Below are 26,563 nucleotides of genomic sequence, written 5' to 3' on the forward strand. Positions count from 1 at the left end.
AGAGCCTTTTCAATACATTACTAAGAAATCTAAACAGACTCCTGCTCTTTCTTCTCTCTATAGCCGTATTTCTCCATTTCGGAAACGATGGTTTTCAGCCGGGGATTTCCTTCGCCGACGACTTCCGAATTCAGCACCACAACCGGATAAAACATATCTTCGTCAATCACCCTCTGGGCAAAGCTTCTCTTCTCTCGATCTTCAGGAGGGTGATGGATATCGATGTAGCTTACCTGAAACGGCTGGTCAGGGAATTTCCTGGATAATGCCGCCTGGAGCCATTCGTATGTTTCTTTGGATGATGGAAGGTTAACGCAGCTGGGGCAGAGGATCTCGGCGCCATACACTTGGATTTCCACTTCTTTGTTCATATTTCAACCCCCTGTTCGCAATTTGTCCCGAAGCCGGACGGCAGCGGGATTCCATATCTATTTTGGCGGATTCCTTTTCATTTTCTATTGTAGCGTATCCATTAACTGCAGATAAAGTTATTTTGCCTTTTTGAGGCGTTCACCCGGATTTTCGAATAGCTTTTTGCAGGTAATGTGATTATAATAGTGGTAGGAAAGGAGTGGATTGGTATGTCTGAACAACAGGTCACTGAACAGGTTCAAGAGGTGCTTGATAAGCTTCGTCCGTTTCTTCTTCGTGACGGCGGGGACTGCGAACTTGTGGACGTTGAGGACGGAATTGTTAAATTACGCTTGCTGGGCGCATGCGGAAGCTGCCCAAGTTCCACCATTACCCTTAAAGCAGGGATTGAACGCGCACTGCTTGAAGAGGTTCCAGGAATCGTGGAAGTTGAACAAGTATTTTAATAAAGTCTAAATAATAAAACGGCTGTCCCAATTTGGGACGGCCGTTTTTTTTACTGAACTACGTGAAGAGTCCTCTGTGAATGATTAAAAGTGATTGGCCGGGCTGACCGTTGCATCTTTGAATTTAACCTGGCTTCCACCATAGTCAATGTCCAGCAATAAAACCTCACATGCTGGAAAGGCTGATTTCAGTTCCAGCGAAGCACTGCGGGCTTTATCCTTCTCAACAAGGCAGATGGCGGTTGGACCTGCTCCGCTGAGGGCTGTTCCAAAAGCTCCCGCTGCCAGAGCTGCTTTCTCTACCTCTTCCAAGTGAGGCACGAGCTGCCTGCGGTATGGCTGATGAAATAAATCCGCTCCCATCATCCTGCCGGCGAGTGAATAATTCCTCGTCAGCAGGGCAGCGAGAAATGTATTGGCAACCGCGCTTGCTTCGATGGCTGCCCGAAATGGCAGGCTATCCGGAAGGACCTGCCGGGATTCATCCGTAGGCAGATCATACTGCGGGATCACTGCAATGGCCTTGACTCCTTCAAGCTGAATGCTCAAAAGTTCTGTATCAGCTCCATTGTGAATACCGACCACTAGCCCGCCGCAGACTGACGCGCCAGCGTTGTCTGGGTGTCCTTCAAAACGGGAGGAAATCCGCACCTTATCTTCCCTGCTCAGGTTCAGGCCGCCAACAGAATCTGCGAGCTCAATGCCTGCAACAATGGCTGACGCGCTGCTTCCAAGACCCCTTGTCAGCGGTATCTCACTCTTTACAAGGAGACGACAAGGCGGGAGAGTAACTCCGTACTCCTGCGCGGTCTCCCAGGCCACCTTGCAGATATAATGCGACTCATCCTTTGGAAACACCTCCAGGCCGGCAGAAAGCGGGATGACCTCCCATGCTTCAGCCTCTTGTGCCTCTACTTCCAAATACAATCCAAGGGCGAGACCGATTGAATCAAAGCCTGGCCCAAGGTTGGCTGTGCTTGCCGGAACTTTGATTTGATAAATTTGATCCGTCATCAGCGGACCACACCAAAGATATGGTTTACAATGGCCTGTTCCTCCCCTGCAAGCAAAACAGGCTTGATTTCGTTGTACTCCATTGCAGAAGAAGGATCCTTCAATCCATTGCCTGTCAGAACAGCCGCTATTTTTGCACCCTTTTGGATTTCTCCCGTCTTAAGCTGCTTGATAATCCCTGCTATAGATGCACAGGAAGCAGGCTCTGCAAAAATACCTTCTTTTTGGGCCAGCAGCCTGTAAGCCTCCAGAATTTCAAGATCGGAAACTTCATCTATCCTGCCTCCAGAGTCCGCGGCAGCTTCCATAGCCAGGTCCCAGCTTGCAGGATTGCCGATCCGGATGGCAGTTGCAATCGTCTCTGGATTTTCAAACACCCGGTTATGCACAAGTGCAGCAGCTCCCTCGGCTTCAAATCCCCTCATTTCCGGCCTGCCGGTTCCCTTCCGTTCCTGATACTCCTTGAATCCCTTCCAATAAGCAGAAATATTGCCTGCATTTCCGACCGGGATGGCGAGGATGTCGGGTGCGGCACCCAGAGCATCACATATTTCAAAGGCTGCGGTCTTCTGGCCTTCCAGCCTGTATGGATTGACTGAATTAACCAGGGAAACTGGATGGGACTCACTGATATTCCGGACAAGCGTGAGTGCCTGGTCAAAGTTCCCTTCGATGGCCACAATCTCAGCTCCGTACATGATGGCCTGCGCCAGCTTGCCGAGCGCAATTTTGCCATCAGGGATTACCACAATACATCTGATCCCGGCCCTTGCCGCATAAGCTGCGGCCGCAGCCGAAGTATTGCCGGTCGAAGCGCAGATGATCGCATCACTTCCTGACTCGATTGCTTTTGCAACAGCCACCACCATTCCCCTGTCCTTGAATGACCCTGTAGGATTGGCACCCTCATACTTTACATGAAGCTCTATTCCGAGCTCTTCTGAAAGTCTGCTGCAATGGATGAGCGGGGTATTTCCCTCATGAAGTGTAAGATCCGGTGTATGGCCGTTTACAGGAAGGAACTCCCGATATTCTTTCAACAACCCTTTCCAGCTCATATGATTCGATCCCCTTCCACTCGATAAGTACTCTTAACATCCCAGACCATGCTGTTGTCCTTCAGGTTTTGGAGGATGTCTTCAATGCCCTGCTGTGTCGCATTGTGGGTGATCACGACAATTTCAGCCACTTCCTTTTCCCTGATTGGCATCTGAAGTATTTTTTCAAAGCTTACGCCATGTTCAGAAAAGATGGAGGTGATATTGGCAAATACTCCTACTTCATCCTTTACATGGAGCCTCACAAAGTACTTCGCCTTTATTTCAGCCGGTGATTTCATAGACTTTTTGAACTGCGGAGATACCGCGCTGTTCCCCGTCACGCCAAGACGCATATTCTTCATCACTTCCACTACATCCGAAACCACTGCTGTAGCGGTTGGAAGACTGCCTGCCCCGGGGCCGTAAAACATCGTCTCCCCCACTGCCTCTCCGTAAACATAGACGGCATTGTATTCATCGCTCACTGAAGCAAGGGGGTGGGCTTCTGCAACCAGGGCCGGCTGGACACTCACCTCCACTTTATCTCCGTTTCTTGAGGCAATGCCAATAAGCTTCATGATATAGCCGAGCTTTTTGCTATAGCTTATGTCTTCTTCCGTTATGCGGGTGATTCCCTCAACCTTTACATCGGAAAGGTCAATGGGCATGGAAAACCCTAAAGTGGACAGGATGGCCATTTTCCTGGCTGCATCCAGGCCCTCAACATCTGCTTTTGGGTCTGCTTCTGCAAAACCGAGCTCCTGAGCCTCTTTAAGAACCTCTTCATACGGACTTCCATATCTATTCATTTTGGTGAGGATAAAGTTGGTGGTACCATTCACGATTCCCATCATTTTAGTAATCCTGTCAGAAGCCAGGCCTTCTGCCAGACTCCTGAGTATGGGGATTCCGCCCGCAACGCTTGCTTCATAGAACAAGTCACAGCGGTTAGCTGTTGCTTCTGTTAATAATTCGCGGCTATGGAGAGCCATTAGATCTTTATTCGCTGTTACAACATGTTTTTTGTTTTTCAAGGCCCGCAAAAGGTACCCTCTGGTTTCCTCGATGCCCCCCATCACCTCGACCACAACATCTATCTCAGGGTTTTCAAGAATTTCATCCGGGTTGAGGGTCAGCAGACCCTCATCCACCTGAACATGCCTTTCTTTTTTCAAATCTTTTACCAATACTTTTTTGACCTGTACAGGGCAGCCAATTTGATGCATAAGCTTATCCTGATGATTTTCAATGATCTTGACTACACCGCTTCCCACGGTTCCAAGCCCCAACAGCCCTATCGAAATAGCATCCATTCCGCTTCCCCCTTTTGTTCTCCCAAAAAGAACAATTGTTTATCCATAAAAGACATTATAAAGAAAATATGAAGTTATGACAATAGTAAGAACTCAACTATACAAGTTGAAATCGCTTACCTACAAGTAAATAATAGAAAATTTAAATAAATAAAAAAATTCTTAAAAAAGTATGTGGGTTTTTACTCACTGCCCATTCATGGAAAGGAACTGGACAAGAGCAGGAACAAACACAAGAAGGCGGCGGAGCGGAGTAAGGCGCAGGCGGGAATGCCAGCGAGACAAATGATGTTCATACCCAGCTGCAGGAAGCCTTATGATACATGCAGCTCCGTCCCTTTACCACAGAAAAAGCAGGTCCCCAAGTTCCAGATACCCGGATAGCCGAATGGGGCTATCAGGGATCAGGTTCTTTTCGACCTGCCTCTTAATCATTTTTTATCATACTGGAGTTGCCGGAGCATCCCCTGTAAGGACAGCTTCAATATTCCGGGAACATAGCGCCATCATGGTCATCCGGGTTTCGACCGATGAACTGCCGATATGTGGAATGGCTGTGACATTATCAAGCTTCAGCAGCGGATGATCGGCAGAGATGGGTTCCTGCTCAAAAACATCCAGTCCGGCGGCAGCTATATCTCCGGCCGTCAGGGCTTCATATAACGCATCCTCATCAACAACCGGCCCCCTTGAAGCATTAACAAAGACTGCTGTCTTTTTCATTTTCTTGAAGCTGTCTGCGTTAAACAGCCCCTTTGTCTCCGGGGTGAGCGGTGTCAGACAGACGATAAAGTCGGCCCTTTCTATTAACTCGCCGAAGCTTGAGTACCTTGCTCCCAGCTCATGTTCAGCTTTTTCGTTCCTTGTACGGTTATGGTATAGAATGTCCATGTCAAAGCCTCTTGCCCTCCTGGCGACTGACTGGCCGATTTTACCCATGCCGACTATCCCTATCGTCTTATGATGAACATCGTATCCGGCAAGCAGGAGCGGGCTCCAGCCCTTCCAGTTCCCTTCTTTTACATATTGTGCAGCTTCATTAATCCTCCTGGCGGCGGCAAGCATGAGCCCGAAAGTTAAGTCAGCTGTCGTATCGGTCAATACTTCCGGAGTATTGCAGACTGTTATTCTCATATCCTTTGCCGCTGATAAATCGATATTGTCATAACCGACAGCAAGATTGGCGATAACCTTCAGATTCTTTCCTGCCTCCATCACTTCACGGTCGATTCTGTCTGACAGCATCGTCAGCAGGGCATCGGCCTTTCCCGCCTCCTCAAGCAGCACATCACGCGGCGCAGGCTCCGTTTCTGAATCCCACATTGAAACATGGAAGCGGCTGTACAGGTTACGAATGCTTTCTTCAGGAAGTTTCCTTGTAATGTAGATATATGGCTTTGTTTCCATCTCTTACACCCTCTTATATAAAAATGCTTTACGCTTCCATCATAGCATAGCTGTACAGCCGGCATTCCCTTTCATGCCTACAGCCAGTCGAGCCTGGGCAGCTTGAGATACTTTTCCGGGATTCCCGCTGTGTCATAAAAGCTCTGCAGAAATGCCTCATGAAGACTTGTATTTTGAAGCATATGCTTTAAGGAGTTCTCCAGTTCTTTTTGCTTTCCCTCATCCCGTGTAAGAAAATAATCTTCAATTGTCTCATAATAATGGATAGGAAAGATAAGCCGTGCATACAGGAGCCTTGCTGTAAAGCTTGAGAATCTTGAAGAACTCTGATAATCAGCTATAAATTGTCTGATTCCCTGCTGATACGTATGCGGATTATCGAGGTGATGCTGCCTTACCCATTCTGCAATATCCCGCGTACCATGGTCAAACACCCAGTCAAAAGGGTTCTTTACCAGATACCTCCCTGTCCAGGTGTCCTTTTGGAAGCGCTCATGGCAGACTGTGCCATAATCCGCCTCACCCGGGCTGTCATCAATTTCCGTATCAACGAGATATTGGATGGCGTTTTCTCCAATGGACATATAGTAAGGGAAAGATTCTACAAACAGCTTTTCAAACTCGTTACTGGGATGAGCCTGGAGCTTATCCCTCCATACTGTCTCTAATCCATCAATTCTTCCCTCCCACATTTCCTTCCACTTGCCGATCCTTGAACACACCTTGACCTCCGAGGGATAGGTGCGCCCCCTGGCATGAAAACGGGCAAGCTTTTTGCCAAGCTTGTTTTCCCTCGGCTCTTCAAGGGCAGCGTTCATCAGCAATAAGAAAATCTGCTCGCCTGCAGCGGATATGTATGTCTCGTGCTTTGACATTACAAAGGAAGAAACATATTTATCGCCGCTTTCAATTAAATGCTGCGACATTTGCTGCCTTTCCTTCAGTTCATCCTCTTTGATTTCCTGAAGGGGGATAATGCTGAACAGGCGGTTCCCAAACCGGAAAGCGGAATATCGTCCCAGCGACTCCTGCCTTTCCATATATATGCCATAATTATCATAAATCGCTTCTTCAAACATGGTATGCCTCCTCTTGCATTGGACTATACGGCCGGACTATCATCCCTTCCTAACACATATATATGAATCAGGGGTTTAGATATTGATATCTTTCTAACCCGGTGAATCAGGGGAAAATTGAATGGAGAGGCGGCTTTCTATGACTGAAAAAAAAATGGGAATCACCGAAAGGACGGCACGTAAATGGCTTGAGGAACGAGGCATCACCATTAAGGATATCGCCGAACTCGTCATGTACCTGCAGAGCAAGTATCATCCCAATCTGCAAATTGCAGACTGCATGCATAATGTCGACCGGGTCTTAAGCAAACGAGAAGTACAGAATGCAATATTAACAGGGATACAGCTTGATGTCCTGGCGGAAAAAAAGCTGCTCGACCATCCGCTGCAATCCATCATAGAAAGTGATGAGGGACTTTACGGAGTTGATGAAATCCTTGCATTTTCTATAGTTAATGTTTATGGTTCCATCGGATTCACCAATTACGGATTTATAGATAAACAAAAACCATTAATACTACGGCAATTGAATGATAAAAGCTCAGGAAAGTGCCACACTTTTCTCGATGATATAGTCGGGGCCATCGCTGCTGCCGCTTCAAGCCGGCTGGCCCACCGTTCTGCCGGCACGTCCTGACTAAAAAAGGGAGAGGCCCATATGCGGCCATCTCCCCTAAAAGATCAATCCTTACTGAGTTCTCCAATTAAGGCAGGCAGCCATTCATGGAGGTCATCAAATTCAAATCCGGCATTCTTCGCCTTCGAATTATCCATATACCAGGATTCACTTACCCCAAAAGGAGACATCTGCTCCTCCTTGGTTATAGGCTGTATCAAAGCCTCCTTGCCTGTCGCTTCCTCCAGCAGGTCAAACAGGCTGCTGAGGGATGTCTCACCATCTGAACAGGCATTCACCGGGCCATCCAGGCCGCTTTTCCCAAGCCAAAGGAGAAAACGGGCTGCCTCGTCCGAATGAATGAACGAGAGCAGGGCTTCTCTGTTCGGCACTCCGACCGCCATATCCTTCTTCATATTTTCTATATGGAAATGAAGCCTTTTGGTGTAATCATCCAGCCCGAGGACAATCGGAAACCGCACAGCATTCACCGGAAAACGGGTCTGCTGATAAAACACAGCCTCCGCCCGCCTTTTCCCTTCGCCATACGTTATACCGTCTTCATCGGCCGGCTCTAATTTATACGAATACGGATCAAAATCCCCTTCCTTTTTCCGATCCGGCCCAAACTCATATACAGACAATGAGGACGTGAAAATATACTTCTTCACCCTGCCCTCAAAAATGCGGGATGCTTCAAGCGCGTCCTTGTCTGTATAACAAATATTGTCATAAATAATATCATAAACGTTTCCTGCCGCAGCCTTTTCCAGCTCCTCCGGGATCGTCCGGTCTGCCCTGATCCTTTTGACCCTGTTCCCAAAGGAATCTTCGGTGATGCCCCTAGTAACAATCGTGACCTCGCTGCCTTCATCAAGCAGCAGGGATACGAGCTTCTTCCCGAAAAAGCGTGTGCCGCCCAAAACTAGTACCTTTGTCATCACTACCTCCTGATAACCATTTTTCTTACTACTATGTCATGGTTGTAAATTCCCTGTCAATTATCCGGCAAAAAAAAAGGGCAGCCGCTGTATAATGGCTGCCCGGGCTTTAAGCGAACTTCCATAAATCCAGGGTATTCACTGTATAAGTAGGCTGTACTTCGTAGTTCTTCAGCAGCTCCGGTGTAGTTACACCGGTATGCACAAGAAGGGTATCAATTCCAGAGTTAATCCCAGCCAATATATCTGTATCATAATAATCCCCGACCATAATGGTTTCTTCCTTCTTCGTCCCAAGCACCTTCAACGCCTGATCTACTATAATGGACTCCGGCTTTCCGATGAATGTCGGCTTAATCCCGGTCGATACGGCCACAACCGAAGTCAGCGAGCCGTTCCCTGGCAGAAAGCCCCGTTCAGTAGGAAGGGCAATATCTGCATTTGTAGAAATAAAGAAGGCGCCATTTCGGACCGCAAGACATGCTTTTGCCAGTTTTTCATATGTGATGCCTCTGTCGATCCCCATTACAACAAAGTCGGGATGGTCCTCTTCAAATGTAAACCCCTTTTCTTCAAGCGCATTCCGGATGCCTTCCTCCCCTACCACATAGACGGACGCCCCCGGTTTTTTTTCATGAATGAAATTGGCAGTCGCCATACTGGTCGTGAAGACCTGATGATCCTTGGCCGGTATGTCAAAATCACGGAGCTTCTGGGCGACCTGCCCGGGTGTCCGCGACGAATTGTTTGTCACAAATAAATAGGGAATCCCTTTCTTCCTGAGCTGGGAAATAAACTCGCCCGCTTCTTCAATAACTTCTGTACCCCGGTATATGGTTCCATCCAAATCGATTAAATAGCCTTTGTACTCCTTCAACTGGGAATGACCTCCTTATATATATAATCCGCTCATCCAAGTTAACATAAACGGTGTCCATAGTGCCAAGAGTTCGTCCTGATGTTCATATTTCCAGGCGACTGGAGCACTTCAGCCTTAAGCTGGCTTAGAAGTCCCCGCGCCCCCTTTGTATAAACCACCGTGAAGCCATAATAGCCTTCCATAAAGAACAAGCCTGCTGAACATAGTCTGCAGGCTGGGAAGGATTTTATTCGTTTTTAAAGGCAGATACTGGACCCAGTTCATTCAGCAGGTAACCCCTGATGTTCCCGGAAAATGATTTAAATGCCGGCATGGCCTGCTGCATTCCCGACATGAGTTTTTCCTGGGACAGCAGCACATAATCCTGGATGAGCATCTTGCGGAGCGGAATAGTCACCCTGAATGATTGTGCCATATCGGAAGCCAAAACGGATTCATCCTCCAATATATCAATGATGTCTTCAAAGCTTCCAGGATCCCTCATAATGAACCCGTCGATCATGGCATTGCCGACATCAAGGACAGAATCAATCATTGTCTGGGATATCCTTTGGGCTGCATAAGCCTTTATGGATCCTGCGGCTTCATTTCCACCCCCTGAAACTTCCTCGAACATGTTTATCTGGTTTTCTAAAAAGCGGAGTGTCTGTTCAATTTTTTCACGATCTACAAAATACAATGTAATTGCTCCTTTCTGTATGTCGCACTTAAGAATGCAGGAACCGCTTACAGTAAATGTTTAAAGCATCACGCATGGGCCATGATTGCCGGCCTTGCATAGAAATAGCCCTGTGCCAGGTCCACCTTATTCCTCGTCAGTACGCTCGCCTCTTCCTCGGTTTCAATACCTTCGGCAACCACAACAGAGCCCGCTTCCCTTGCAATCAGCAAAAGGCCTTTCAGCATGGACTCCTTCACTGTACTATGATGGATATCCTGGATAACCGTACGGTCGATCTTGATGATATCCGGCATGATCTCACTTATGGTATGAAGGCTGGCATAACCCGCCCCCGTATCATCCACAGCTATCCTGAAGCCTAATTCCTTCAATTCCCTGATATTTCCGCGAAGTCCGGCAATTTCATCAATATTATCTCTTTCCGTCACTTCAATCACGATCCGGACGGGGGAAATTCTTTTATATTTGACCAGAAGCCCCTTCATATCCTTTATGAAACGCGAGCTGCCAAGGGTAACAGGAGTGAAATTTATAAATACATCAAGAGGGTCATCCCCATAGGAAATATGTTCAAAAGATTTTTCCAGTACAATCATTTCCAGGTCATACAGGCGGTTAGTCTGCCTTGCTACCGTAAATAAGGCAAGCGGGCTTTCAAGCATGGTGCCCTTTGGTCCCCTCGTCAGGATTTCATGGGCCTTAATCCGCTGGGATGCTACATCTATAATCGGTTGAGAGAGCAGACGTATATCCTTTGTTTCAATGATTCTGCCCATCTGAAACAGCATTTGATTGAGTTCTGTATGGATTTTTTGTTCCGCCATCGCCCCAGCCTGTCTATGGGCCCGTGCCAGCGCGTCAGATACAGGCGAAGAGTTCTTCTCAACGAACATATAGCCAGACTCGAACTGTGCACGAACATCAGGAAAAGACGTTTCAAGGGCAGCCTGTGCCTTTTCGAGCACCAGATTTGCAGCAGCATCTATATCATCCAGGATCTGTTTCTGTGAATTCATTTTAAGAATCAAGGTGATTCCATCACTATTATAATCATGGACAGCCAGAATGTCTTGTCTTAAGATATTCATCTTTATGACCCCAGCAAAGGATGCCTTCAGGAATAATATGTATTGTCCGAACCGCTCCTCTCCCAGCTGCTCGGCAATCTGCCTTAGATTTTTAATATTGAACACAATGACACCCACTTCGCTCCCATGCCTGAATGCCCTTTTAGCCGAGGAAACAAGGGTATCCCTCAGGATAAACTGAGGCGGATAAAAGCGCAGGGTTGAATGGGGAAAAAATATCTTTATCCATTTTCCTATACTCTTCATAAACTGCGTGTGTATTTGAGTCAAAATGCCCATTCCTTTCACTGTACACAGAAGTTATATAGTCATTTTATCACAATTCAATCGAAGAAGTATCCATAAGTGGAAAAGCCTGGCGAATTATACACAGCGCGCTTCTGTCTGATAAAATGAAAGGAAAAAGAGGAGGAATTCCTTTGGACAGCCGTTTATTTTTATATGATGACACAATAGAGGCAAAGACAAGATTTGTAAGCTTTGCCGGAGAAAGCAGCCGCTTTGATCTGGCAATCATTACAACCAGCCGCTTTTATGGAAAACAGCTAGTGCTTGACCTTCAGAGCAGCAGGTTCGCCATTATCGGCAGTGATGATCTTGCAGAAGAAGGCTATTTAGAACATATATTCCAGCTATCCGAAGAAGAAGCGGCCGAACTCCATTCGTTTCTGGAAGAAATCGTCTAGTTCAGCCATTTCGAAATGGGTAACCCTAATGGTAATCCAATCAAGGAGGCCGATTATGCCCGATAGAAAAGAACTGGACTTCGCAAATGTCGAGAAAACCAGGAATTATCTCACCGCAGAAGAATTTCCTGAGGGTCCTTACGGGGCACCGTTTGGTGCAGATGAACCAGTTGAAAACAAAAGCAGCGAATGGAGAGAAGGTCAGCGTTTCTACAGTGCGTTCAACTATGAAAACAAAACCCTTCACGAAGGAATGCAGCGGAAAATTGATCCTTCCCATCCTCCGCATGATGATAAAAACCGCAGCGAGCAGCCGCCATACACTGGCACTGGAAATAGTTAGCTTATACACAGGGTGTCTCAAGGAAGTATTTTGGGACACCCTTTTTTGTTTAAAGGGTCTGAAGAATACTGTCTACCGGGTTCAAAATAGGCAGGCAGAAAAAAACCTGTCCGTTTCATGGACAGGGATGCTTCCTTACTTCTTAATTTTTTTCACTACAAAATAGGGACAGCCAAAATTGCAGTATTCATAAAGATACTCCGACAATGTGCTGATTTTCGTATCGAAGGCGGCTTTTTGGTTTTGGTCGTCAAAGAAGCCTTTCAGCCTGAGCTGTCCATAACCCCAATCGCCCAGGATATAGTCATATTTATTTAATATTTCACTATAACGGGACCGGAACGCCTCTTCATTGAATCCGTCGCTTCTTTCGTCCACAAGCTCATATACAGAATTGTTTATTTCTATCACTATTGTAAGTCACCTCATATCGTAAAGCCTGTTAACAAAATTATAACTTATTATCCACCAATTTCTAAACGAATTTTATTAAAATCTGGCCAATCTATTGTTAAAGGAGGTGCCAGGATGAAAAAATCCTTATCAGCACTATGTCTGGGCTTGCTATTAATCCTTTCTGCCTGTTCCGGAAGAGGAAACCTGGACAACGGAAACAATGATAACCCATTTATGAATACATCCCGTACTAATGAGACAAAGAACATTAATCAAAATTATAATGTCGACAATCATAATAACGATAAATCGAGCCGGGGTTTCGGCTTCGTACGCTTGAGCCGGACGGTTGTGAATGGGGAGACTGTCGGCAGCAAGGACCGTATCCGCCTTGACAGGGAGCAGATGGCTGACATCATTACCCGTCTTGCCGTTCAAAATCCCCAAATCGAAGAGGCAGCAACCCTTGTGACAGACGAAGAAGCACTCATTGCCTATAAGACCGGAAGCGAAAATCGTGAGGAAGCAGCCGATCAGGTTAAACGGACGGCCATGTCGGTCCTCCCCCGTTATTTTCATGTTTACGTGACGGACAATCCCGGTTTGATGCAGAACATTGAGAACTATGCCGGCTTAAACACCCACACAGATGATATCAACTATATGCTCCAAAAGACCATCGTTCAAATGAAAAGATCGCCCCAGGGTAAAACGGCCATTCCCGGTGAAAACGCAAATGGCGAAACAAAAGCTGACATGGATGCCGGCTCCAAGGAAGATTAGAGTGATTTACCAGTAATTTATTTAACAAAGGGATGCAAACTAACCCCATGATTTCAAAGTAAAGGAGTATGGAAGTGCGCTATTTATATGTATGGATATCGGGGGTTATCGCCTTTTGTTTTATATACCTTCCTGGAGCGGCCTCAGCTGCCATCGCTCCTGATGAACAGAAAACCAAAACGCGTATGGCCCTGTATGAGTATATTGAAACCACAGCTAATATCCCATGGTATTTCATTGCCGCCGTCGACCAGTACGAACATAGTGTAAGGAATTCCAGACGTGATCTGCCTGATTCACAGGGACCGGTTGGAATCAGGATTGAACCGGGCGGCTGGGCAGGAATCATGAATCCAAACCCTTGGGATCAAAACCCTGCATCCATCAGTTTCTGGGGCGGCTTAGGGGCAGATGGAAACGGAGATGGAAAAGCAAGTATAAAACGGGACGAAGATCTCCTGTATGCCATAGCATCCTACTTGCTCAAATTTGGAAGCGATGAAGGAAATTTCAGGATCGGGCTCTGGAATTATTACCGCCGCGACAAGGCTGTGGGCATTATCATGGGAAATGCCAGGCTGTTTAAAGCCTATGGAACGGTCAATCTTAATAAGAAGGCTTTTCCCGTACCGGTCAGGACCCATTACACATACAGAAGTACATGGGGATCAGCCCGGGGCTGGGGAGGCAGAAGATCGCATGAGGGTACGGATATTTTTGCGGATTATGGTCTTCCTGTCCGTTCAACATGCTTTGGAATCATTGAAATGAAAGGCTGGAACAAATTTGGCGGCTGGAGGATCGGCATCCGTGATATCAATAATACTTATCACTATTTTGCCCATCTGAACGGCTTTGCAAAAGGCCTGGAAACTGGCCAAATCGTCGAGCCCGGCACACTTATCGGTGCTGTCGGCTCCACCGGGTACGGCCCCCCGGGCACATCAGGAAAATTCCCGCCCCATTTGCACTATGGACTCTATAAAGACAACGGCCGGCTGGAATGGGCCTTTGATCCCTATCCGCTGCTTAAGGTATGGGAAAGAAGAGAGATACAGGAAAAAAGAAGAAACCTTCGATAAAACTCCCTTTTGGGAGTTTTTCCTGTTTTAATGTAAGGTTTTATAACACAAAAATAAAAATTCCGATTTTTTAAGTAAATTAAACTTGAATTTTTCTGTTGTGCTAATTAATATAATAAATATAACAAACTCATGTTATAAAACATAACATAACAAAAAAGGGGAAATGACCATGCTGAATGATTCCGTTTTTATGTTCTTTTGTACACTCCTCGTCTGGCTGATGACACCAGGCATTGCTTTATTCTATGGAGGGATGGTAAGGAGCAAGAATGTATTAAGCACAGCCATGCACAGTTATATCACGATGGCCGTGGTTACGATTATCTGGATTACCGCAGGTTATTCTTTGTCCTTTTCGCCAGGCGGGAACGCCATAATCGGAAACTTTGACTGGTTCGGTTTGAATGGAGTGGGCTTTGAACCCAATGCTGATTACAGCGAGACGATACCGCACAGCTTGTTCATGATGTTTCAGCTCACTTTCGCTGTTTTGACGACTGCCCTCATTTCCGGGGCTGTAGCTGAAAGGATGAAGTTTTCGGCATTCATTACCTTCACTGTCCTTTGGTCTCTCCTTGCCTACGCACCCGTCGCACACTGGGTATGGGGAGTCGGAGGCTGGCTCCGGGAGCTTGGGGCACTTGATTTTGCAGGAGGAAACGTGGTTCATATTTCATCCGGTGTAACCGGGCTGGTTCTGGCAATTTACCTTGGGAAGAGGAAAGAATCTGAAACAAGCACACCCCATAATCTTCCGCTTACAGTCCTGGGAGGATCGCTGATATGGTTTGGCTGGTACGGATTCAATGTAGGAAGCGCCTTAACTTTAAATGAGATAGCGATGACAGCCTTTATTAATACAGCGGCTGCGGCAGCTGCGGGAATCATCGGCTGGCTGCTGGTTGAATGGAAGGCAAATAAAAAGCCCACCATGCTCGGATCAATATCAGGCGCCATTTCGGGACTCGTGGCCATCACGCCTGCATGCGGTTTTGTAACGACAGCTTCGGCCATCATCATTGGATTGATAGGGGGAGCGGTATGCTTCTGGGGCGTTTTCTCCCTTAAGAAAAAGCTTGGGTATGACGACACCCTTGATGCTTTTGGCCTTCACGGGATAGGAGGTACATGGGGAGGCATCGCGACCGGACTGTTCGCTACAACAAGTGTCAACGAAGCGGGTGCCGATGGAGTATTTTACGGAAACGCAGCCCTTCTCTTCAAACAGCTGGCCGGAATAGGCGCGACCTATATATTTGTTGCTTTCGTAACCTTCATTATCATCAAAGGGATACATCTTGTGATGCCGGTCCGGGTCAATGAGGAAGAAGAATCCATCGGGCTGGACCTAACCCTCCACGGCGAGAGGGCCTATCACGAATCAAATTTATAGGAGCTGATAATAGTGGAAAAGCTTACTAAAGTAGAAATTATTACCCGCCCTTCCAAGTTTGAAGCACTGAAACAGGAATTGGCAAAGATAGATGTGAGCGGGCTTACCGTCACCAACGCCCTCGGGTGCGGCCTTCAAAAGGGATTGACAGAAAATTACCGGGGCATCAAACGGGAAATTAATATGATTGAGCGGATAAAAGTAGAGATCGTAGTCTGCAAAGTGCCCGTAGAAGCTGTAGTGGAAGCAGCAAGAAAAATCTGCAACACCGGCAAGCCCGGTGATGGCAAGATATTCATCTATGAGATAGCCAACGCCATTAAAATCAGGACTGGCGAAGAGTCATGCGCAGCCCTGCAGAATGACCGGTAAACCCTATTTTTCTCCAGTATGTTCCCTCTCCTGCTGCACACAATAGAAGGAGGAATCCTAAAGGAGTGAAGAACATGGAGCAATCGCTTGCTTATCTGCGGGAAATTCTTTCAGGGCATACCGATTCAGGAGATGCCGCGGGCGACCGGCTTTACAATATCGTATCTGCGGACAGATTTTCGTCAGAAGAGGCATTTGTCGATGCGTTGACAGCAGAAGAAAATGACTATCTGAACCAGATTCTTTCAGAAGCGATCCACTATGCAAAACAGGAAGGCGATTTTGAAAGATCCAGGCAGCTGAATAAGGTATACGAGCTGCTGTTCACTTATTAACACATAAGAAGGCTGGCCTATTGGCCAGCCTCTTTACCTTCGGAGTTAATTCTCCCGCCCGGTCACTCCCGGGGAATAATCGGTCTTTTTATTGTTGGAATGCGAGTGCGGATCATCGGGACTCACGTGATCATCATGTCCAGTCCCCGGGTAGATTGTTTTATGTTTTTGCTGAATATCATTAAATTTTTCAAAGTCCTGATTGACCATTGATAGACCTCCTCGCTTTTTGTCCTAGAATTAGTATCACTCCCCTCGCGCTTTGTATCCCCGGATCCCGCTGGAATCAAAAACATATTGCATACATAAATCAGGGCCCAAAGACCGAAAATAAAATAACGATAGAGATAGAAAGGAGCAAACCGAATGCTATCTCCCGAACAGCTTCAAAATTTAAAATCGGCATTGGCAGTCAATAAGGAAGAAATTGAAGAACATCTGCAAAAAAATGACAATCTGGGATTTCAATGGAGATTTCCCCAGGAAAGCGTATCAGAGCTGTCAGGTTATGATAACCACCCTGGCGATCTCGGCACAGAGCTTTTTGAAAGGGAAAAGGATTTAGCCTTATGGGAGCATTATAAGCTGGAGTACTCTCACATAACCAATGCCCTCCAAGCCATCGAGGAGGGAACATACGGCATATGCAAGGTCTGCGGTGCTGAAATTCCGGCAGAACGGCTTGAGGCCATGCCAAGCACCTTATATTGCATAAAGCATGCAGATCAGTTTGTTTCTGTCGGAAGACCGCTTGAGGAGGGAGTGCTTATGCCTCCTTTCGGTAAATTCGATATGGATGAGCAGGACGAAAACGTCGCTTATGATGCCGAGGACGCCTGGCAGGATGCCGCCGAACATGGAACCTCAGACTCCCCATCCGATTTCAGGCAGCCCAAGAACCTTTATGGTGATATGTATATTGAGGGTGAAGAACAAGTCGGGTATGTAGAAGCTTATGAAAATTTTGTCGGAGTGGATATGTATGGAAAGAACATCACCATTTATCCGAATGAGCGCCACGAGGAATATGAAGCCCTGTTAGATGAAGAAGGCCTGATGACCGCATTTGGAGATCTGCCCCCGGGCGAGAAGGATCCCTATACAGAAGATTAATAAACGTAAATCATAAGAGGAGGTGTCCTATTTTGGGCATCTTCTTTTTAATTTCATACTTGCTTCAGCCTTAAAGTTTTATCAGGTATAACCGAGCAGCTGCAGGGGCTAAAGATTTCTATAGATATGCGCTTGTTTTTCTGATGATTTTCACTTCAGCAGCCACTTTTTTTATCAAAAGCATTCCATGTTCACTGCAAGCTGTGCATTGGCACTGTATCCGCTGCCCCATACTTGCAGTAGTCATAGGTTTACTTGCGGAAGCCGCAGATTTACTTGCGGAAACCTCAGATTACTTGCGAATGCTTTACGACCCCCTAATTCCTTTGGACACCTTAGAGCTTAAAACAGTACACTAAGGACAAGAAAATCCAGTAATTAGGGAGGGGCTCTTATGGGCAAGAAAAAAATTAAAGTGTTGGAGGACGTCAAAAAGAATTATGTCCGGTTAGCTTTAGAGTCAGGGAACTATTCTTCCATCGCTCGCAGAGCGGGAATTGATCGCAGTACCCTTTCGGGCTGGATTCAGGAATATGGGGATGAGATAAGGGAACGTATGGAAGACCCCGCCACTGTCATTCTTTCTACTGAGCCTACCAAGGAAGAATTAAAGGCAAAGTATGAACAGGCGGTGAAACTGCTTGGGGAGAAGGAACTCGAGGTGGCCATGCTTAGAAATCTATTAAAAAAAAGCCCTTACCAGCCCTAACGGTCATTGAGGAAATTAGGCTTTGGGCAGAGGAGGGGTTTGCCATTACCAAATTGACCGAAGCAGCCGGAGTAAATAGATCCCTCTATTACTATCACTCTGGAGAGGAAGAGGAAGTGAACCCAAAAGGAAAGCGCGGCCGGCCAGCACCAGGATTTTCAAAAACAAAGTCAGACAAAACAGTGCCTGATGAGCAGGTTGAGGAATTCCTTATGGAGGCCATAGAAGGGGAATGCGCCATTTATGGGGTGAAGAACCTGACCCAATTTTTGAGGGATCATCACGAACTGGTAATCAACCACAAGAAGGTCCACAGGCTATGCAGGGAGCTTGGCATCCTCCTTCCACAACGACCCGTTCAGGCAAAGTATCCAAGGAGACTGGTGAAGAACCATCGAATTACCGGTCCGAACCAGCTATGGCAGCTGGATATCAAGTATGGCCATATTGAAGGAAGCGGAAGGTTCTTCTTCGTGGCATGCGCCATTGATGTATTCGACAGGTGCGTCGTCGGCTTTTATACGGGACCCCGATGTAAGGCCGTGGATATTACAGCCATGCTTAAGGAAGCGATTGTGAGGCGGGCCCTCAAGCTTCCCGAGGAGGATGGGCATTGCATTATCATAAGGACCGACAATGGCCCTCAATTCGTAAGCAACCACTTTGGGGAATTCTGCGAGCAGAACAGGGTGTATCATGAACGGATCCCGCCCCGTTCCCCTAATTACAATGCCTATATCGAGTCGTTCTTCAGCCTTCTTGAACGCCACGTATTCCGGCGCTATACCTTCGAATATTTTGAAGAGGCGTACTATCGCGTTGGTGAGTACATGGAGTTCTACAACCATAGAAGGTATCATGGCTCCCTGGGGAGAATGGCTCCTGCCAAGTTCCATGATAAGTACAAGGAAATCGGGTTCCCGTCGGAAATGACAATCAGCCTGTGAACAGGCTGATTGACTCCTCTGAGAAATAAAAAAGTAAAAAACTAAGACAGAGAGAGAATGTAAAAGCAATTGTCAGGAATAAGGGGGTCAGACCGAATGTCGCAGGTTTACTTGCGGAAACCGCAGATTACTTGCGGAAGTCACAGATTTACTTGCAAGTCACAGGTTTACATGCCGTTCCCAGCCGGCCGGTGAACGACACAGCAAAGCCCGGAGGAAATAACTCCGGACTGTGTTTTCCCAACTTTTGAGTTGGCTCGGTTTCTTTCAGGTCAGACCATCTTCAGGAGCGCCTCTCTCACCGGCATCCCTTTTGATATTCCTGCACATTCAGCCTCATGCGTGACCGATTCCAGCACTGAATCCAGAAGCTCCTCAAGCGTCCTGACTCCCACGGCCCTTCCCGCAAGAATCCGCCTCCCGGTAAGCCGCTCATTGAGGAGTCCGATATCGAGTGCCCCGCACATGACATATCCTTTATCCGAAGAAATGGCAAGCAGCGTGGTCTTCGGCAATTCTACCGAGGTTCCCATAAAGGTCATACCTTCGATGACTATAGGTTTTAAGCTGATCATACTGCACCGCCTCGCTTTTTATACAATCATATGATTAAAAGGCGGAAGCGGTGATTCAAAGGCCCTTGATTTTCTCAAGGAGTATATCTCTTAGGAATTCAGGCATTAGGTAGGTTTTATCCTTCAGGTCCCGGAGGACAGGAAAGAACCTGCCAAAGGTGAACATATCAGGGATGGCAAGCCTGTACACAGAAGAGTTCTGCAGAACCTGGCCATCAATGAATATATCTTCACCGAGGAATGAAATTTTATCATACACCATATTTCCCATTACTTTCCCCCGGAAGCCAAGACCCATGATCTGCATTTCCGGCCATTCTTCAGCCCTGGACTGAATAAGAATCTCACGCAGGATTTCTCCATTCAATTCAACGAGGCAGGGATTGATGGGATGGGGACATATCCTGTGCAGATCAAACCTGGACACCCCACCCGCCGGAAGGCTGTCGAGCACAAGGCCGGCATTCAGAAAAGCACAATCCGCTTTACACCATTCCCTGAGACCCTCACATAAGAGACGAGGAAGGTCTGAAGGCATGAACCAGTCACAGGTAAGATTGAAGGGTACATCTGCTTCCACTGAGCTCAGCGAATCCTTCCCGATTTCAAAGAGCCTTCCAGCATATTCCGCATCACTGGGTGACTCATCCAGCGTGTGTGTCTCATATACCCTTGCCCTTTTTCTCATTCCTTCTTTATCTAAATGAATCTCCACATGCCCTACATAGTAGCCGAATTTACCAGCTCCGCATACCAGGGTATTGCCGGCCATCCTGCCTTCATGAAGCACATGGTGTGTATGCGCACCCAGGATCACATCGATGCCGGGGAATTGCCCGGCAATCTTCTCATCCTCGTGCAGGCCAAGGTGGGAAAGGAGGACAATCATATCTGTTTTCCCCGCAAGCACCGCCAGCTCCTTTTGAATCGCCTCGATGGGATCTGTGATCTTCCATCCCAGAAGTTCATAATATCTCTCATAAAAGGCTGTAACACCTATCAAGCCAATCCTGCTTCCTTTTCGTGTCTGATGGATACAAGAAGGCAGTGCCCAGTTCGGCCTTCTTCCATCTTCATAAAAGATATTGGCGGCCAGTACGGTAAAGGAAGCCTCGTCATACAGCTCATCCAGCTTATCATGCGGCAGTGTGATTCCTTCATTATTCCCGATGGCGGCATATTGATAGCCGGCTTTATTCAGGAGGGATGTGTTGGCTTTGCCATACGTTCCTTCAGTCAGAGGATGCACACGGTCAATATGGTCGCCAATATCCATGACGATCACTTCATCTCCCTCTGATAAATGCCACTTCTTTCTTGTATCGAGGAACCTGCCGATCCTTGGCCAGTAATCAAAATGGCTGTGCAGGTCATTCGTATGATAGATATGAATCGTTTCTTCCATAAACAACTTCCTTACTGCTTATATCTGGATGCTTCCATTACAGGAGGTCAAGCTGCCTCGATGATAAGCCTTTATATTCGATTCCGAGTATTTCAATCATTTCCTTCGCATTATCGGCTGCATCCCCGCCGGAATTATTGTTGAAAAGGACAAATACATCTTCCGTTTCTTCATGGAGGGCTCTAATCTGCTCCGCAAGCTCAGCAAGCTCCTTATGGTTGTAACGGTAAAGGTATCTGACTTCCCTCCATTTGTCCCCGGCTGCAGGTTTAGTCCAGCCATGCACATTTCGCCCGTGAAGCCTCATCAGGGTCTTCTTTTTATCCGTTGCCTTAAGGATCAAGGGCACGGAGCCTTCCCCAGCCTGTGGTTCATCACAGACAGTGTGGATCCACCCCTCTGACTCCATGAACTGAAGGGTTTTTTCCTTGAAAGGCTGGGAATACCAGGACTGGTTTCTGAATTCCAATGCAAGCGGCAGACCGCCCATTTCTTTTTTTCAATAGCGGAGAGTTTCTACATTTTCCTTACTGCAGTCAAACCAGGGAGGAAACTGAAAAAGGACCATGGCAAGCTTGCCTGCCTCCTGAAAGGGCTGCACAGAATCCCTGAATGCAGCAAACATTTCCTCCCTGCTGTCAAAGGGGATTTTTCCGCGCTGATGTCCTGTCATGCCCTGATAGGCCTTCACAATGAATTGAAAACCGGCAGGCACACTTGCAATCCACCTTTCGACATTCCGCTTCGGCTGTACCGCATAAAACGAAGCATCCACTTCCACAGCCGGAAAATGGCCGCCATATTCTTTTAATTTATCCTTTGCTGCCATTTTATCGGGGTAAATTGAGTCGTGATCTCCCCAGCCAGTGACTCCGATATAGATCATAAGGTACCCTCTCACCTCAAGTTTTTGGTTTATTATAGCACAGGTACCCTATAGGGCTCATTTTTAAAACATGTCTGGCATTTTTGTGAAAAAAAGCACGTTATAGAGTGTGCACAGAGGGTATCACAGTAGAGTTGTCCCAGTATAGATATTAACACCAAAGGGGGAGCTGCATACGTGTTCGGACCGAATGATTTCTGGAAGTTTTTCTCTGCTTTCTTTTTGATTTTCCCTGTGGTGACCCTAATCCATTTGTCAGGCCATATTTTCTTTGTTGCCCTGTTTGGCGGTAAAGATAAAAAGATAGTAGTCGGCTGTGGAAAAGTGCTTTTTTCTTTTTGGAAACTGGAATTCAGGACTTTTTATTTCTGGAGCGGAGGCTGTGAATTCACAAGCCTTAGATGGAATAACCAGATTACCAATTCCATCATTTTTCTTGGTGGAGCGCTTTTTAACCTGTTGAGTATCATGGTCACAAACTTTCTGATCACTTCCAATTACATGGACGCCAATGTCTGGACTTACCAATTTCAATACTTCTCTTTTAATACCATGTTTTTCGCTCTTTTTCCGATGGACTTCCCGAATGGGACCCCTAGTGACGGAAGGGCACTTTGGCTTCTCTGGAAACATCACCAGAGTGAGCACCAGACCGACGACCTTATTTTTAAGGTAGAAGAAGAAATTGAGGAATTAGAAGAAGCAGCAGATAAATTAGATGATAGGGCAGAGGATTTGAAAAGAAAAAATCATCTAAAACAGTAAAGCGCAGCCTCCAGGCAGACAACTGCTCTCAGGCGCGCTTTTTGGGTTAGTGAAATTTATTCAGGTAATGACTAAGGGCAAGCAAAGGAAATACATGCCGGTAGCTGTGATAATGGATATAAAAAAAACCAGCCATTCCCTGCCCTGCTGGATATCGACTGGTCCAGTCTTCGTCCCTGCCGTGTTTGATTAAATAGGAAACGGCTTTGCGGACGCCAGCATCCGGTTCCTCCTTTACGGAAACGAGGGCATCCAGAGCCCATGCCGTATGTGTCAGCGTGCTTGCCTGAAGCGGGATATACGTCTTATGGATATCACTCAGGCAGGACTCTCCCCAGCCGCCGTCTTCATTCTGGACTTTCTGAAGCCACTTCTCTGCCCGCAGGATTCTGGCAGACCGGGGGGATTCACCGGCGGCAGTCAGCCCGGTCAAGGCGGCCCATGTCCCGTAAATATAGCAGATACCCCACCGTCCATACCAGGAACCATTTGCTTCCTGATGGCGGTACAGCCATTTGACGGCGGACTTGATTGAAAATCCAGGAAGCTTCTGATTGACATAGTTTCCCAGGAATTCAAGGGTCCTCCCGGTCAAGTCTGGAGTGGAAGGGTCAGTAAGAATGAATTCCGCCCCTTGGATCGGCAGGAGATGCAGGAGCTTCTTATCCACATTCCGTTCAAAAGCCGGCCAGCCGCCATCATCATTCTGCATGGATACGGTATACTGCAGACCCCTCCGCCAGCCTTCATCGACCGAAGCCCGGTTTCCATACACAGCCCTTAGAGAAGCTGTTGTATCATCCACGTCCGGATTTATCCTATTTAGATCCGAAAAGCCCCATCCTCCAGGCAGTGCAGATGGATTTCGGATCATCCAGTCTCCATATTGATGATGCTGCCGCGATCTCAGATATAAATTGGCTTTTTCGACAGCAGATTCGGTATGCGTTACACCGCCCTCCTGGAGCGCATGACTGATCAGAGCTGTATTCCAGACATTGGCCGTTGTATACTGCATATGCAGTTTTCCTTCGATTCTGCATGCCATGCCCTTTAATCCAGCCAGCGCAGCCATGATGACTTTATCTTCTTTTGGGGCACCCAATGCGATTATGGCAAGGATCATGTAGAAGGTAGAGCTAAAATAATTGTACAGAGTGCCATCAGCTTCTATATGTCCTGTCATATACTTTAGAGCTGCATCTTCTGCCAGCCTCCTGAGATGCCCTGGGAGGCCGGCCAGTGCCTTCACACCTCCTGCAACCGCACCAAACAGGCTCCTCGCTTCCCCGCTCCTGAATTCTTCCCATTCACTGTCACGCTGCCCGTCTTTCAGGTGAGTTAAATCAGGTGTATCCGGAACAATCATCTGGAATTTTCTATTTCCTAAAACCAGGATTGGGATAATATTTGACCTGCCAAATACGGATATATCATAAATGCTGACGATAAATGAAGAAGGCAGCAGGATTGCTTCGAGAGGGACAGGAAAGACAGCGGGCCACTTATATTGACCCGTTAATGCAAGGAGGATCTTTGTATACATGCCGGCACTTGCGAGACCGCCCCTCGACATGATGAACCGCCTTGCCCTGATCATGCCAGGATCACTCTTTTTCCTGATTCCGCTGAACAGCAGGGCATAATAACATTCAATGCTGAGGGAGGCATTGCCATCCCGCTCATCCCGGAACAGCTTCCAGGCTCCATTTTCCTCCTGCCTGCTTTCAATCCTTTCAGCCAGTCCTTTTATGAGCTCCGCTTCCTCCCGCCCAAGCAGTTTCAGCAGAATAATCATATAGGCATCCGTAATCAGTCCGGTCTCAAAAGGATAGTCCCATGAGCCATCTTCCAATTGGTCCTGCTTCAGTTTAGAAATCAGCCGTTCTATTTCATCCCTGATTTCTTTCGTCATACAGCCACCCCCCTGCAATGCCTTCTTACATTGTATGGGGGATAGGTTGGTTAATATTTGTTTTTCCTTCTTTTTAAAAATATCCTGTTGATGCCAGGTTTCCGGAAAGGGGGACTTAAATTAAGAAAGACCTCGGTATAAAACGAACACCAAGGTCTTTCTGCCGGTAAATCGCCGGTTTTTTCATGATCTATCGTATTCAGTATGCCATTTACTTTTTACGGTACCTCATTTACCCTTCCTAAAGTAATGAACCGGACGGATTTCGATGCGCCAGCCAAATTCTTCCCCTTTGCTGACTTGTGTTGTAGGATGAAGGGAAGCCAGCTGAACCGCCTTATCCATGCTCTCTGCTTCAAAAATAAATATGCTGCCAATCATTTCTTTCGCCTCTGTAAACGGGCCATCTGTTACGACTACCTTGCCGTCCACACGGCGCAGGCTTTTGGCCTCTGACTCCAGACCGGCATCAACCAGCACCTCCCCACTTTCATAAAAATGCTCAATGTGCGGCCGGCATTCATTCATAACAGCCTCAATCTCTGCCTTTGGGCGTGCATCCATTGCTTCGCGGTTAAAATACCCCATACATAAAAATATCATCATCACCACTCCTGATTCACTCAAATTTTTTGTATCTATTCATACAACGAACTGCAAATCGAAAAATCGACTAAACTTTAATTTTTATTTCATACAATTTTCAGCCTGTTTCATTAGAAACTTCTGCTCCTGTACATTTTGCGTTAACGAAGCGGCGCGCTGAAACTCGTTACATGCTTCCTTCTTTCTCCCTAGCTTTAAAAGAAAATCAGCCTTCACGCTCGGAAGCAGATGATAGCTCTTCATTGCCGGATCCAATAGCAGAGAATTAACAATCTCCAGCCCTGCTTCTGTTCCATACGCCATCGATATAGCAATGGCCCGGTTCAGTTCAACGACTGGAGAAGGAGCAGCTTCTGCAAGTGCATCATAAAGAGCAGTAATTCGTTTCCAATCCGTCTTTTCCGGTGAGGCAGCTTTGGCATGGCAGGCAGCAATGGAAGCTTGTAAAACATATATTCCGAATGTTCCTCCCAGTTCTTCTGCTTTTTTCAGAGAGGCCATACCCCGGTTGATGTGTTCCTGATTCCACAACGAACGGTCTTGATTCAGCAGCAAAATCATTTCACCATCCGCATTCGTTCGTGCTTTAAAACGGGATGCTTGTATTTCCATGAGAGCAGCAAGTCCATGAACTTCCGGTTCGGCAGGAATGAGTTCCGCCAAGACCCTCGCCATTCTTAATGCTTCCTGACAAAGGTTCGTTCGCATCAGATTATCTCCGGAGGAAGCCAGATACCCTTCATTGAACATGAGATAAATGACTTCCAGAACAGAAGAGAGCCTTTCCTTGTACGCTGTTTTATCAGGAGTCTCAAAAGGAACTTTGGCCGCCGATAGTGTTCGTTTTGCCCTCACAATCCGCTGGGCAATGGTGGGTTCGGGTAAAAGGTACGCAAATGCGATTTCTTCTGCAGTCAGTCCCCCAACGAGTCTCAGCGTTAGAGCTGTACGGGCATTTTTGGATAATGCTGGATGACATGTCATAAAAATGAGACGCAGCATATTATCCCTAATTTCCTCGTCACTATCTGCCCAGTCCGGCTCATACTGTGTGTTCACATCAAAAGCTAATTGTTCATATTTTTGTTCTAGTAATTTCTTTCGGCGAAGCACATCAATGGCTTTTCTTTTAGCCACAGTCATCAGCCATGCACCAGGGTTATCCGGAATACCAGAGAGGGGCCACCGTTCAAGCGCTATAACCAGGGTATCTTGTGCAATATCTTCCGCCATGCCCAGATCCCTCACCATCTGGGTAATCGTACCAATTATTCTGGCTGACTCCGTCCTACAAACCGATTCAATCCGGCGGCGGCTGAATTCATTCATAAGTTTGTTCCTCCTTTCTCGATCCTTATAAAGACAAAGAAC

31 protein-coding genes and 1 pseudogene are annotated in these 26,563 nt (G+C 46.9%); 13 read left to right on the top strand and 19 right to left on the bottom strand.

Annotated features, from left to right (window positions below; all coding sequences use genetic code 11):
- Window positions 1-29: 29 nt before the first annotated feature.
- Complete coding sequence (locus V1498_RS18025) at window positions 30-371, bottom strand: YuzD family protein (RefSeq protein WP_409295146.1); 342 nt, start codon at window positions 369-371, stop codon at window positions 30-32.
- Window positions 372-581: 210 nt separating this feature from the next.
- Here V1498_RS18025 and V1498_RS18030 point away from each other — a divergent pair, with 210 nt between their 5' ends.
- Window positions 582-818: a NifU family protein gene (locus tag V1498_RS18030; protein ID WP_409295147.1), complete on the top strand. Its 237-nt coding sequence runs from the start codon at window positions 582-584 to the stop codon at window positions 816-818.
- 84 nt (window positions 819-902) lie between these two features.
- On the opposite strand, the gene thrB is transcribed toward V1498_RS18030, so the two are convergent.
- The 5 genes from thrB to yutH form a co-directional block, all read right to left on the bottom strand.
- Window positions 903-1,835 carry a homoserine kinase gene (gene thrB, locus V1498_RS18035; RefSeq protein ID WP_409299349.1) on the bottom strand — a complete coding sequence of 311 codons (933 nt, stop codon included), beginning with the start codon at window positions 1,833-1,835 and terminating at the stop codon, window positions 903-905.
- Window positions 1,832-2,890: a threonine synthase gene (gene thrC / locus V1498_RS18040; RefSeq protein WP_409295148.1), complete on the bottom strand. Its 1,059-nt coding sequence runs from the start codon at window positions 2,888-2,890 to the stop codon at window positions 1,832-1,834. The genes thrB and thrC overlap by 4 nt, the downstream gene beginning before the upstream one ends.
- Window positions 2,887-4,185, bottom strand: coding sequence for a homoserine dehydrogenase (locus V1498_RS18045; protein WP_409295149.1), 1,299 nt, complete (start codon window positions 4,183-4,185; stop codon window positions 2,887-2,889). Before V1498_RS18045 ends, thrC begins: the two co-directional genes overlap by 4 nt.
- 441 nt (window positions 4,186-4,626) lie before the next feature.
- Window positions 4,627-5,592, bottom strand: a complete 966-nt coding sequence (locus V1498_RS18050) for a 2-hydroxyacid dehydrogenase (RefSeq protein WP_409295151.1) — start codon at window positions 5,590-5,592, stop codon at window positions 4,627-4,629.
- Between the two features lie 77 nt (window positions 5,593-5,669).
- On the bottom strand, window positions 5,670-6,671 hold the full coding sequence (gene yutH / locus V1498_RS18055; protein WP_409295152.1) for a spore coat putative kinase YutH: 1,002 nt from the start codon (window positions 6,669-6,671) through the stop codon (window positions 5,670-5,672).
- A gap of 139 nt (window positions 6,672-6,810) precedes the next feature.
- On the opposite strand from yutH, the gene V1498_RS18060 reads away from it, so the two are divergent.
- On the top strand, window positions 6,811-7,308 hold the full coding sequence (locus tag V1498_RS18060; protein WP_409295154.1) for a phosphatidylglycerophosphatase A: 498 nt from the start codon (window positions 6,811-6,813) through the stop codon (window positions 7,306-7,308).
- A 44-nt stretch (window positions 7,309-7,352) separates the two neighbouring features.
- Here the strand turns inward: V1498_RS18060 and V1498_RS18065 are convergent, their stop codons facing one another.
- From V1498_RS18065 to V1498_RS18085, 5 genes are all read right to left on the bottom strand, one after another.
- Window positions 7,353-8,228, bottom strand: a complete 876-nt coding sequence (locus V1498_RS18065; RefSeq protein ID WP_409295155.1) for an NAD-dependent epimerase/dehydratase family protein — start codon at window positions 8,226-8,228, stop codon at window positions 7,353-7,355.
- A gap of 109 nt (window positions 8,229-8,337) precedes the next feature.
- Window positions 8,338-9,105: a TIGR01457 family HAD-type hydrolase gene (locus tag V1498_RS18070; protein ID WP_409295157.1), complete on the bottom strand. Its 768-nt coding sequence runs from the start codon at window positions 9,103-9,105 to the stop codon at window positions 8,338-8,340.
- A gap of 41 nt (window positions 9,106-9,146) precedes the next feature.
- Window positions 9,147-9,290, bottom strand: a complete 144-nt coding sequence (locus V1498_RS18075) for a hypothetical protein (RefSeq protein WP_409295159.1) — start codon at window positions 9,288-9,290, stop codon at window positions 9,147-9,149.
- Window positions 9,291-9,334: 44 nt separating this feature from the next.
- A complete protein-coding gene (locus tag V1498_RS18080; RefSeq protein WP_409295161.1) occupies window positions 9,335-9,787 on the bottom strand; it encodes a DUF86 domain-containing protein in 453 nt (150 codons plus the stop codon).
- 68 nt (window positions 9,788-9,855) lie between these two features.
- Window positions 9,856-11,157, bottom strand: a complete 1,302-nt coding sequence (locus V1498_RS18085; protein ID WP_409295163.1) for an EAL domain-containing protein — start codon at window positions 11,155-11,157, stop codon at window positions 9,856-9,858.
- 113 nt (window positions 11,158-11,270) lie between these two features.
- Here V1498_RS18085 and V1498_RS18090 point away from each other — a divergent pair, with 113 nt between their 5' ends.
- Together V1498_RS18090 and V1498_RS18095 are read left to right on the top strand one after the other, a co-directional pair.
- Window positions 11,271-11,564, top strand: coding sequence for a DUF3055 domain-containing protein (locus V1498_RS18090; protein WP_409295164.1), 294 nt, complete (start codon window positions 11,271-11,273; stop codon window positions 11,562-11,564).
- A gap of 55 nt (window positions 11,565-11,619) precedes the next feature.
- Window positions 11,620-11,907: a cytosolic protein gene (locus V1498_RS18095; protein ID WP_409295166.1), complete on the top strand. Its 288-nt coding sequence runs from the start codon at window positions 11,620-11,622 to the stop codon at window positions 11,905-11,907.
- A 135-nt stretch (window positions 11,908-12,042) separates the two neighbouring features.
- On the opposite strand, the gene V1498_RS18100 is transcribed toward V1498_RS18095, so the two are convergent.
- Entirely contained in the window at window positions 12,043-12,318 is a 276-nt protein-coding gene (locus tag V1498_RS18100) for a YutD family protein (protein ID WP_409290135.1), read from the bottom strand.
- Between the two features lie 117 nt (window positions 12,319-12,435).
- On the opposite strand from V1498_RS18100, the gene V1498_RS18105 reads away from it, so the two are divergent.
- The 5 genes from V1498_RS18105 to V1498_RS18125 all read left to right on the top strand — a co-directional run bounded on the left by V1498_RS18105 (window position 12,436) and on the right by V1498_RS18125 (window position 16,271).
- A complete protein-coding gene (locus tag V1498_RS18105; protein ID WP_409295168.1) occupies window positions 12,436-13,086 on the top strand; it encodes a YhcN/YlaJ family sporulation lipoprotein in 651 nt (216 codons plus the stop codon).
- Between the two features lie 68 nt (window positions 13,087-13,154).
- Window positions 13,155-14,168, top strand: coding sequence for a M23 family metallopeptidase (locus V1498_RS18110; RefSeq protein ID WP_409295169.1), 1,014 nt, complete (start codon window positions 13,155-13,157; stop codon window positions 14,166-14,168).
- A gap of 172 nt (window positions 14,169-14,340) precedes the next feature.
- Complete coding sequence (locus V1498_RS18115) at window positions 14,341-15,564, top strand: ammonium transporter (RefSeq protein ID WP_409295171.1); 1,224 nt, start codon at window positions 14,341-14,343, stop codon at window positions 15,562-15,564.
- 12 nt (window positions 15,565-15,576) lie between these two features.
- Complete coding sequence (locus V1498_RS18120) at window positions 15,577-15,936, top strand: P-II family nitrogen regulator (protein WP_409295172.1); 360 nt, start codon at window positions 15,577-15,579, stop codon at window positions 15,934-15,936.
- 74 nt (window positions 15,937-16,010) lie between these two features.
- Window positions 16,011-16,271 (top strand): sporulation protein, encoded by a 261-nt coding sequence (locus tag V1498_RS18125; protein WP_409295173.1) that lies wholly within the window; start codon window positions 16,011-16,013, stop codon window positions 16,269-16,271.
- A 45-nt stretch (window positions 16,272-16,316) separates the two neighbouring features.
- Here V1498_RS18125 and V1498_RS18130 read toward each other — a convergent pair whose 3' ends face one another.
- Window positions 16,317-16,481, bottom strand: coding sequence for a hypothetical protein (locus V1498_RS18130; RefSeq protein ID WP_409295175.1), 165 nt, complete (start codon window positions 16,479-16,481; stop codon window positions 16,317-16,319).
- 156 nt (window positions 16,482-16,637) lie between these two features.
- Here V1498_RS18130 and V1498_RS18135 point away from each other — a divergent pair, with 156 nt between their 5' ends.
- The 3 genes from V1498_RS18135 to V1498_RS18145 all read left to right on the top strand — a co-directional run bounded on the left by V1498_RS18135 (window position 16,638) and on the right by V1498_RS18145 (window position 19,040).
- Window positions 16,638-17,384, top strand: coding sequence for a TraR/DksA C4-type zinc finger protein (locus tag V1498_RS18135; RefSeq protein ID WP_409295177.1), 747 nt, complete (start codon window positions 16,638-16,640; stop codon window positions 17,382-17,384).
- A 394-nt stretch (window positions 17,385-17,778) separates the two neighbouring features.
- Window positions 17,779-18,093 carry a transposase gene (locus tag V1498_RS18140; RefSeq protein ID WP_409295179.1) on the top strand — a complete coding sequence of 105 codons (315 nt, stop codon included), beginning with the start codon at window positions 17,779-17,781 and terminating at the stop codon, window positions 18,091-18,093.
- Between the two features lie 53 nt (window positions 18,094-18,146).
- Complete coding sequence (locus tag V1498_RS18145) at window positions 18,147-19,040, top strand: IS3 family transposase (RefSeq protein WP_409295181.1); 894 nt, start codon at window positions 18,147-18,149, stop codon at window positions 19,038-19,040.
- Between the two features lie 272 nt (window positions 19,041-19,312).
- Here the strand turns inward: V1498_RS18145 and V1498_RS18150 are convergent, their stop codons facing one another.
- The 3 genes and pseudogenes from V1498_RS18150 to V1498_RS18160 all read right to left on the bottom strand — a co-directional run bounded on the left by V1498_RS18150 (window position 19,313) and on the right by V1498_RS18160 (window position 21,906).
- Window positions 19,313-19,615, bottom strand: a complete 303-nt coding sequence (locus tag V1498_RS18150; RefSeq protein WP_409295183.1) for a YunC family protein — start codon at window positions 19,613-19,615, stop codon at window positions 19,313-19,315.
- A 55-nt stretch (window positions 19,616-19,670) separates the two neighbouring features.
- Complete coding sequence (locus tag V1498_RS18155) at window positions 19,671-21,020, bottom strand: bifunctional metallophosphatase/5'-nucleotidase (RefSeq protein ID WP_409295184.1); 1,350 nt, start codon at window positions 21,018-21,020, stop codon at window positions 19,671-19,673.
- Window positions 21,021-21,057: 37 nt separating this feature from the next.
- Window positions 21,058-21,906: pseudogene (locus V1498_RS18160) on the bottom strand (DUF72 domain-containing protein).
- A 177-nt stretch (window positions 21,907-22,083) separates the two neighbouring features.
- Between V1498_RS18160 and V1498_RS18165 the strand changes: the two are divergent.
- Complete coding sequence (locus V1498_RS18165) at window positions 22,084-22,671, top strand: hypothetical protein (protein WP_409295186.1); 588 nt, start codon at window positions 22,084-22,086, stop codon at window positions 22,669-22,671.
- A 46-nt stretch (window positions 22,672-22,717) separates the two neighbouring features.
- Here V1498_RS18165 and V1498_RS18170 read toward each other — a convergent pair whose 3' ends face one another.
- The 3 genes from V1498_RS18170 to V1498_RS18180 form a co-directional block, all read right to left on the bottom strand.
- Window positions 22,718-24,586, bottom strand: coding sequence for a prenyltransferase/squalene oxidase repeat-containing protein (locus tag V1498_RS18170; RefSeq protein ID WP_409295188.1), 1,869 nt, complete (start codon window positions 24,584-24,586; stop codon window positions 22,718-22,720).
- Window positions 24,587-24,814: 228 nt separating this feature from the next.
- Window positions 24,815-25,189, bottom strand: a complete 375-nt coding sequence (locus V1498_RS18175) for a YciI family protein (protein ID WP_409295190.1) — start codon at window positions 25,187-25,189, stop codon at window positions 24,815-24,817.
- Window positions 25,190-25,273: 84 nt separating this feature from the next.
- Entirely contained in the window at window positions 25,274-26,521 is a 1,248-nt protein-coding gene (locus V1498_RS18180) for an RNA polymerase sigma factor (RefSeq protein ID WP_409295191.1), read from the bottom strand.
- Window positions 26,522-26,563: the final 42 nt, after the last annotated feature.

This window comes from Paraperibacillus marinus, assembly GCF_046237605.1.
Lineage (GTDB): Bacteria > Bacillota > Bacilli > Bacillales > DSM-1321 > Paraperibacillus > Paraperibacillus marinus.

Bases quoted from the DNA above. Each gene is read 5' to 3' on its own strand.
- V1498_RS18115 (WP_409295171.1), top strand. From the start codon at position 14,341: ATGCTGAATGATTCCGTTTTTATGTTCTTTTGTACACTCCTCGTCTGG.
- V1498_RS18065 (WP_409295155.1), bottom strand. From the start codon at position 8,228: ATGACAAAGGTACTAGTTTTGGGCGGCACACGCTTTTTCGGGAAGAAG.
- yutH (WP_409295152.1), bottom strand. From the start codon at position 6,671: ATGTTTGAAGAAGCGATTTATGATAATTATGGCATATATATGGAAAGG.
- V1498_RS18090 (WP_409295164.1), top strand. From the start codon at position 11,271: ATGAAAGGAAAAAGAGGAGGAATTCCTTTGGACAGCCGTTTATTTTTA.
- V1498_RS18060 (WP_409295154.1), top strand. From the start codon at position 6,811: ATGACTGAAAAAAAAATGGGAATCACCGAAAGGACGGCACGTAAATGG.
- V1498_RS18050 (WP_409295151.1), bottom strand. From the start codon at position 5,592: ATGGAAACAAAGCCATATATCTACATTACAAGGAAACTTCCTGAAGAA.
- V1498_RS18175 (WP_409295190.1), bottom strand. From the start codon at position 25,189: ATGATATTTTTATGTATGGGGTATTTTAACCGCGAAGCAATGGATGCA.
- V1498_RS18125 (WP_409295173.1), top strand. From the start codon at position 16,011: ATGGAGCAATCGCTTGCTTATCTGCGGGAAATTCTTTCAGGGCATACC.
- V1498_RS18095 (WP_409295166.1), top strand. From the start codon at position 11,620: ATGCCCGATAGAAAAGAACTGGACTTCGCAAATGTCGAGAAAACCAGG.
- V1498_RS18150 (WP_409295183.1), bottom strand. From the start codon at position 19,615: ATGATCAGCTTAAAACCTATAGTCATCGAAGGTATGACCTTTATGGGA.
- V1498_RS18155 (WP_409295184.1), bottom strand. From the start codon at position 21,020: ATGGAAGAAACGATTCATATCTATCATACGAATGACCTGCACAGCCAT.
- V1498_RS18170 (WP_409295188.1), bottom strand. From the start codon at position 24,586: ATGACGAAAGAAATCAGGGATGAAATAGAACGGCTGATTTCTAAACTG.
- V1498_RS18075 (WP_409295159.1), bottom strand. From the start codon at position 9,290: ATGGAAGGCTATTATGGCTTCACGGTGGTTTATACAAAGGGGGCGCGG.
- V1498_RS18045 (WP_409295149.1), bottom strand. From the start codon at position 4,185: ATGGATGCTATTTCGATAGGGCTGTTGGGGCTTGGAACCGTGGGAAGC.
- V1498_RS18105 (WP_409295168.1), top strand. From the start codon at position 12,436: ATGAAAAAATCCTTATCAGCACTATGTCTGGGCTTGCTATTAATCCTT.
- V1498_RS18140 (WP_409295179.1), top strand. From the start codon at position 17,779: ATGGGCAAGAAAAAAATTAAAGTGTTGGAGGACGTCAAAAAGAATTAT.
- thrC (WP_409295148.1), bottom strand. From the start codon at position 2,890: ATGAGCTGGAAAGGGTTGTTGAAAGAATATCGGGAGTTCCTTCCTGTA.
- V1498_RS18130 (WP_409295175.1), bottom strand. From the start codon at position 16,481: ATGGTCAATCAGGACTTTGAAAAATTTAATGATATTCAGCAAAAACAT.
- V1498_RS18025 (WP_409295146.1), bottom strand. From the start codon at position 371: ATGAACAAAGAAGTGGAAATCCAAGTGTATGGCGCCGAGATCCTCTGC.
- V1498_RS18180 (WP_409295191.1), bottom strand. From the start codon at position 26,521: ATGAATGAATTCAGCCGCCGCCGGATTGAATCGGTTTGTAGGACGGAG.
- V1498_RS18030 (WP_409295147.1), top strand. From the start codon at position 582: ATGTCTGAACAACAGGTCACTGAACAGGTTCAAGAGGTGCTTGATAAG.
- V1498_RS18110 (WP_409295169.1), top strand. From the start codon at position 13,155: ATGGAAGTGCGCTATTTATATGTATGGATATCGGGGGTTATCGCCTTT.
- V1498_RS18085 (WP_409295163.1), bottom strand. From the start codon at position 11,157: ATGGGCATTTTGACTCAAATACACACGCAGTTTATGAAGAGTATAGGA.
- V1498_RS18135 (WP_409295177.1), top strand. From the start codon at position 16,638: ATGCTATCTCCCGAACAGCTTCAAAATTTAAAATCGGCATTGGCAGTC.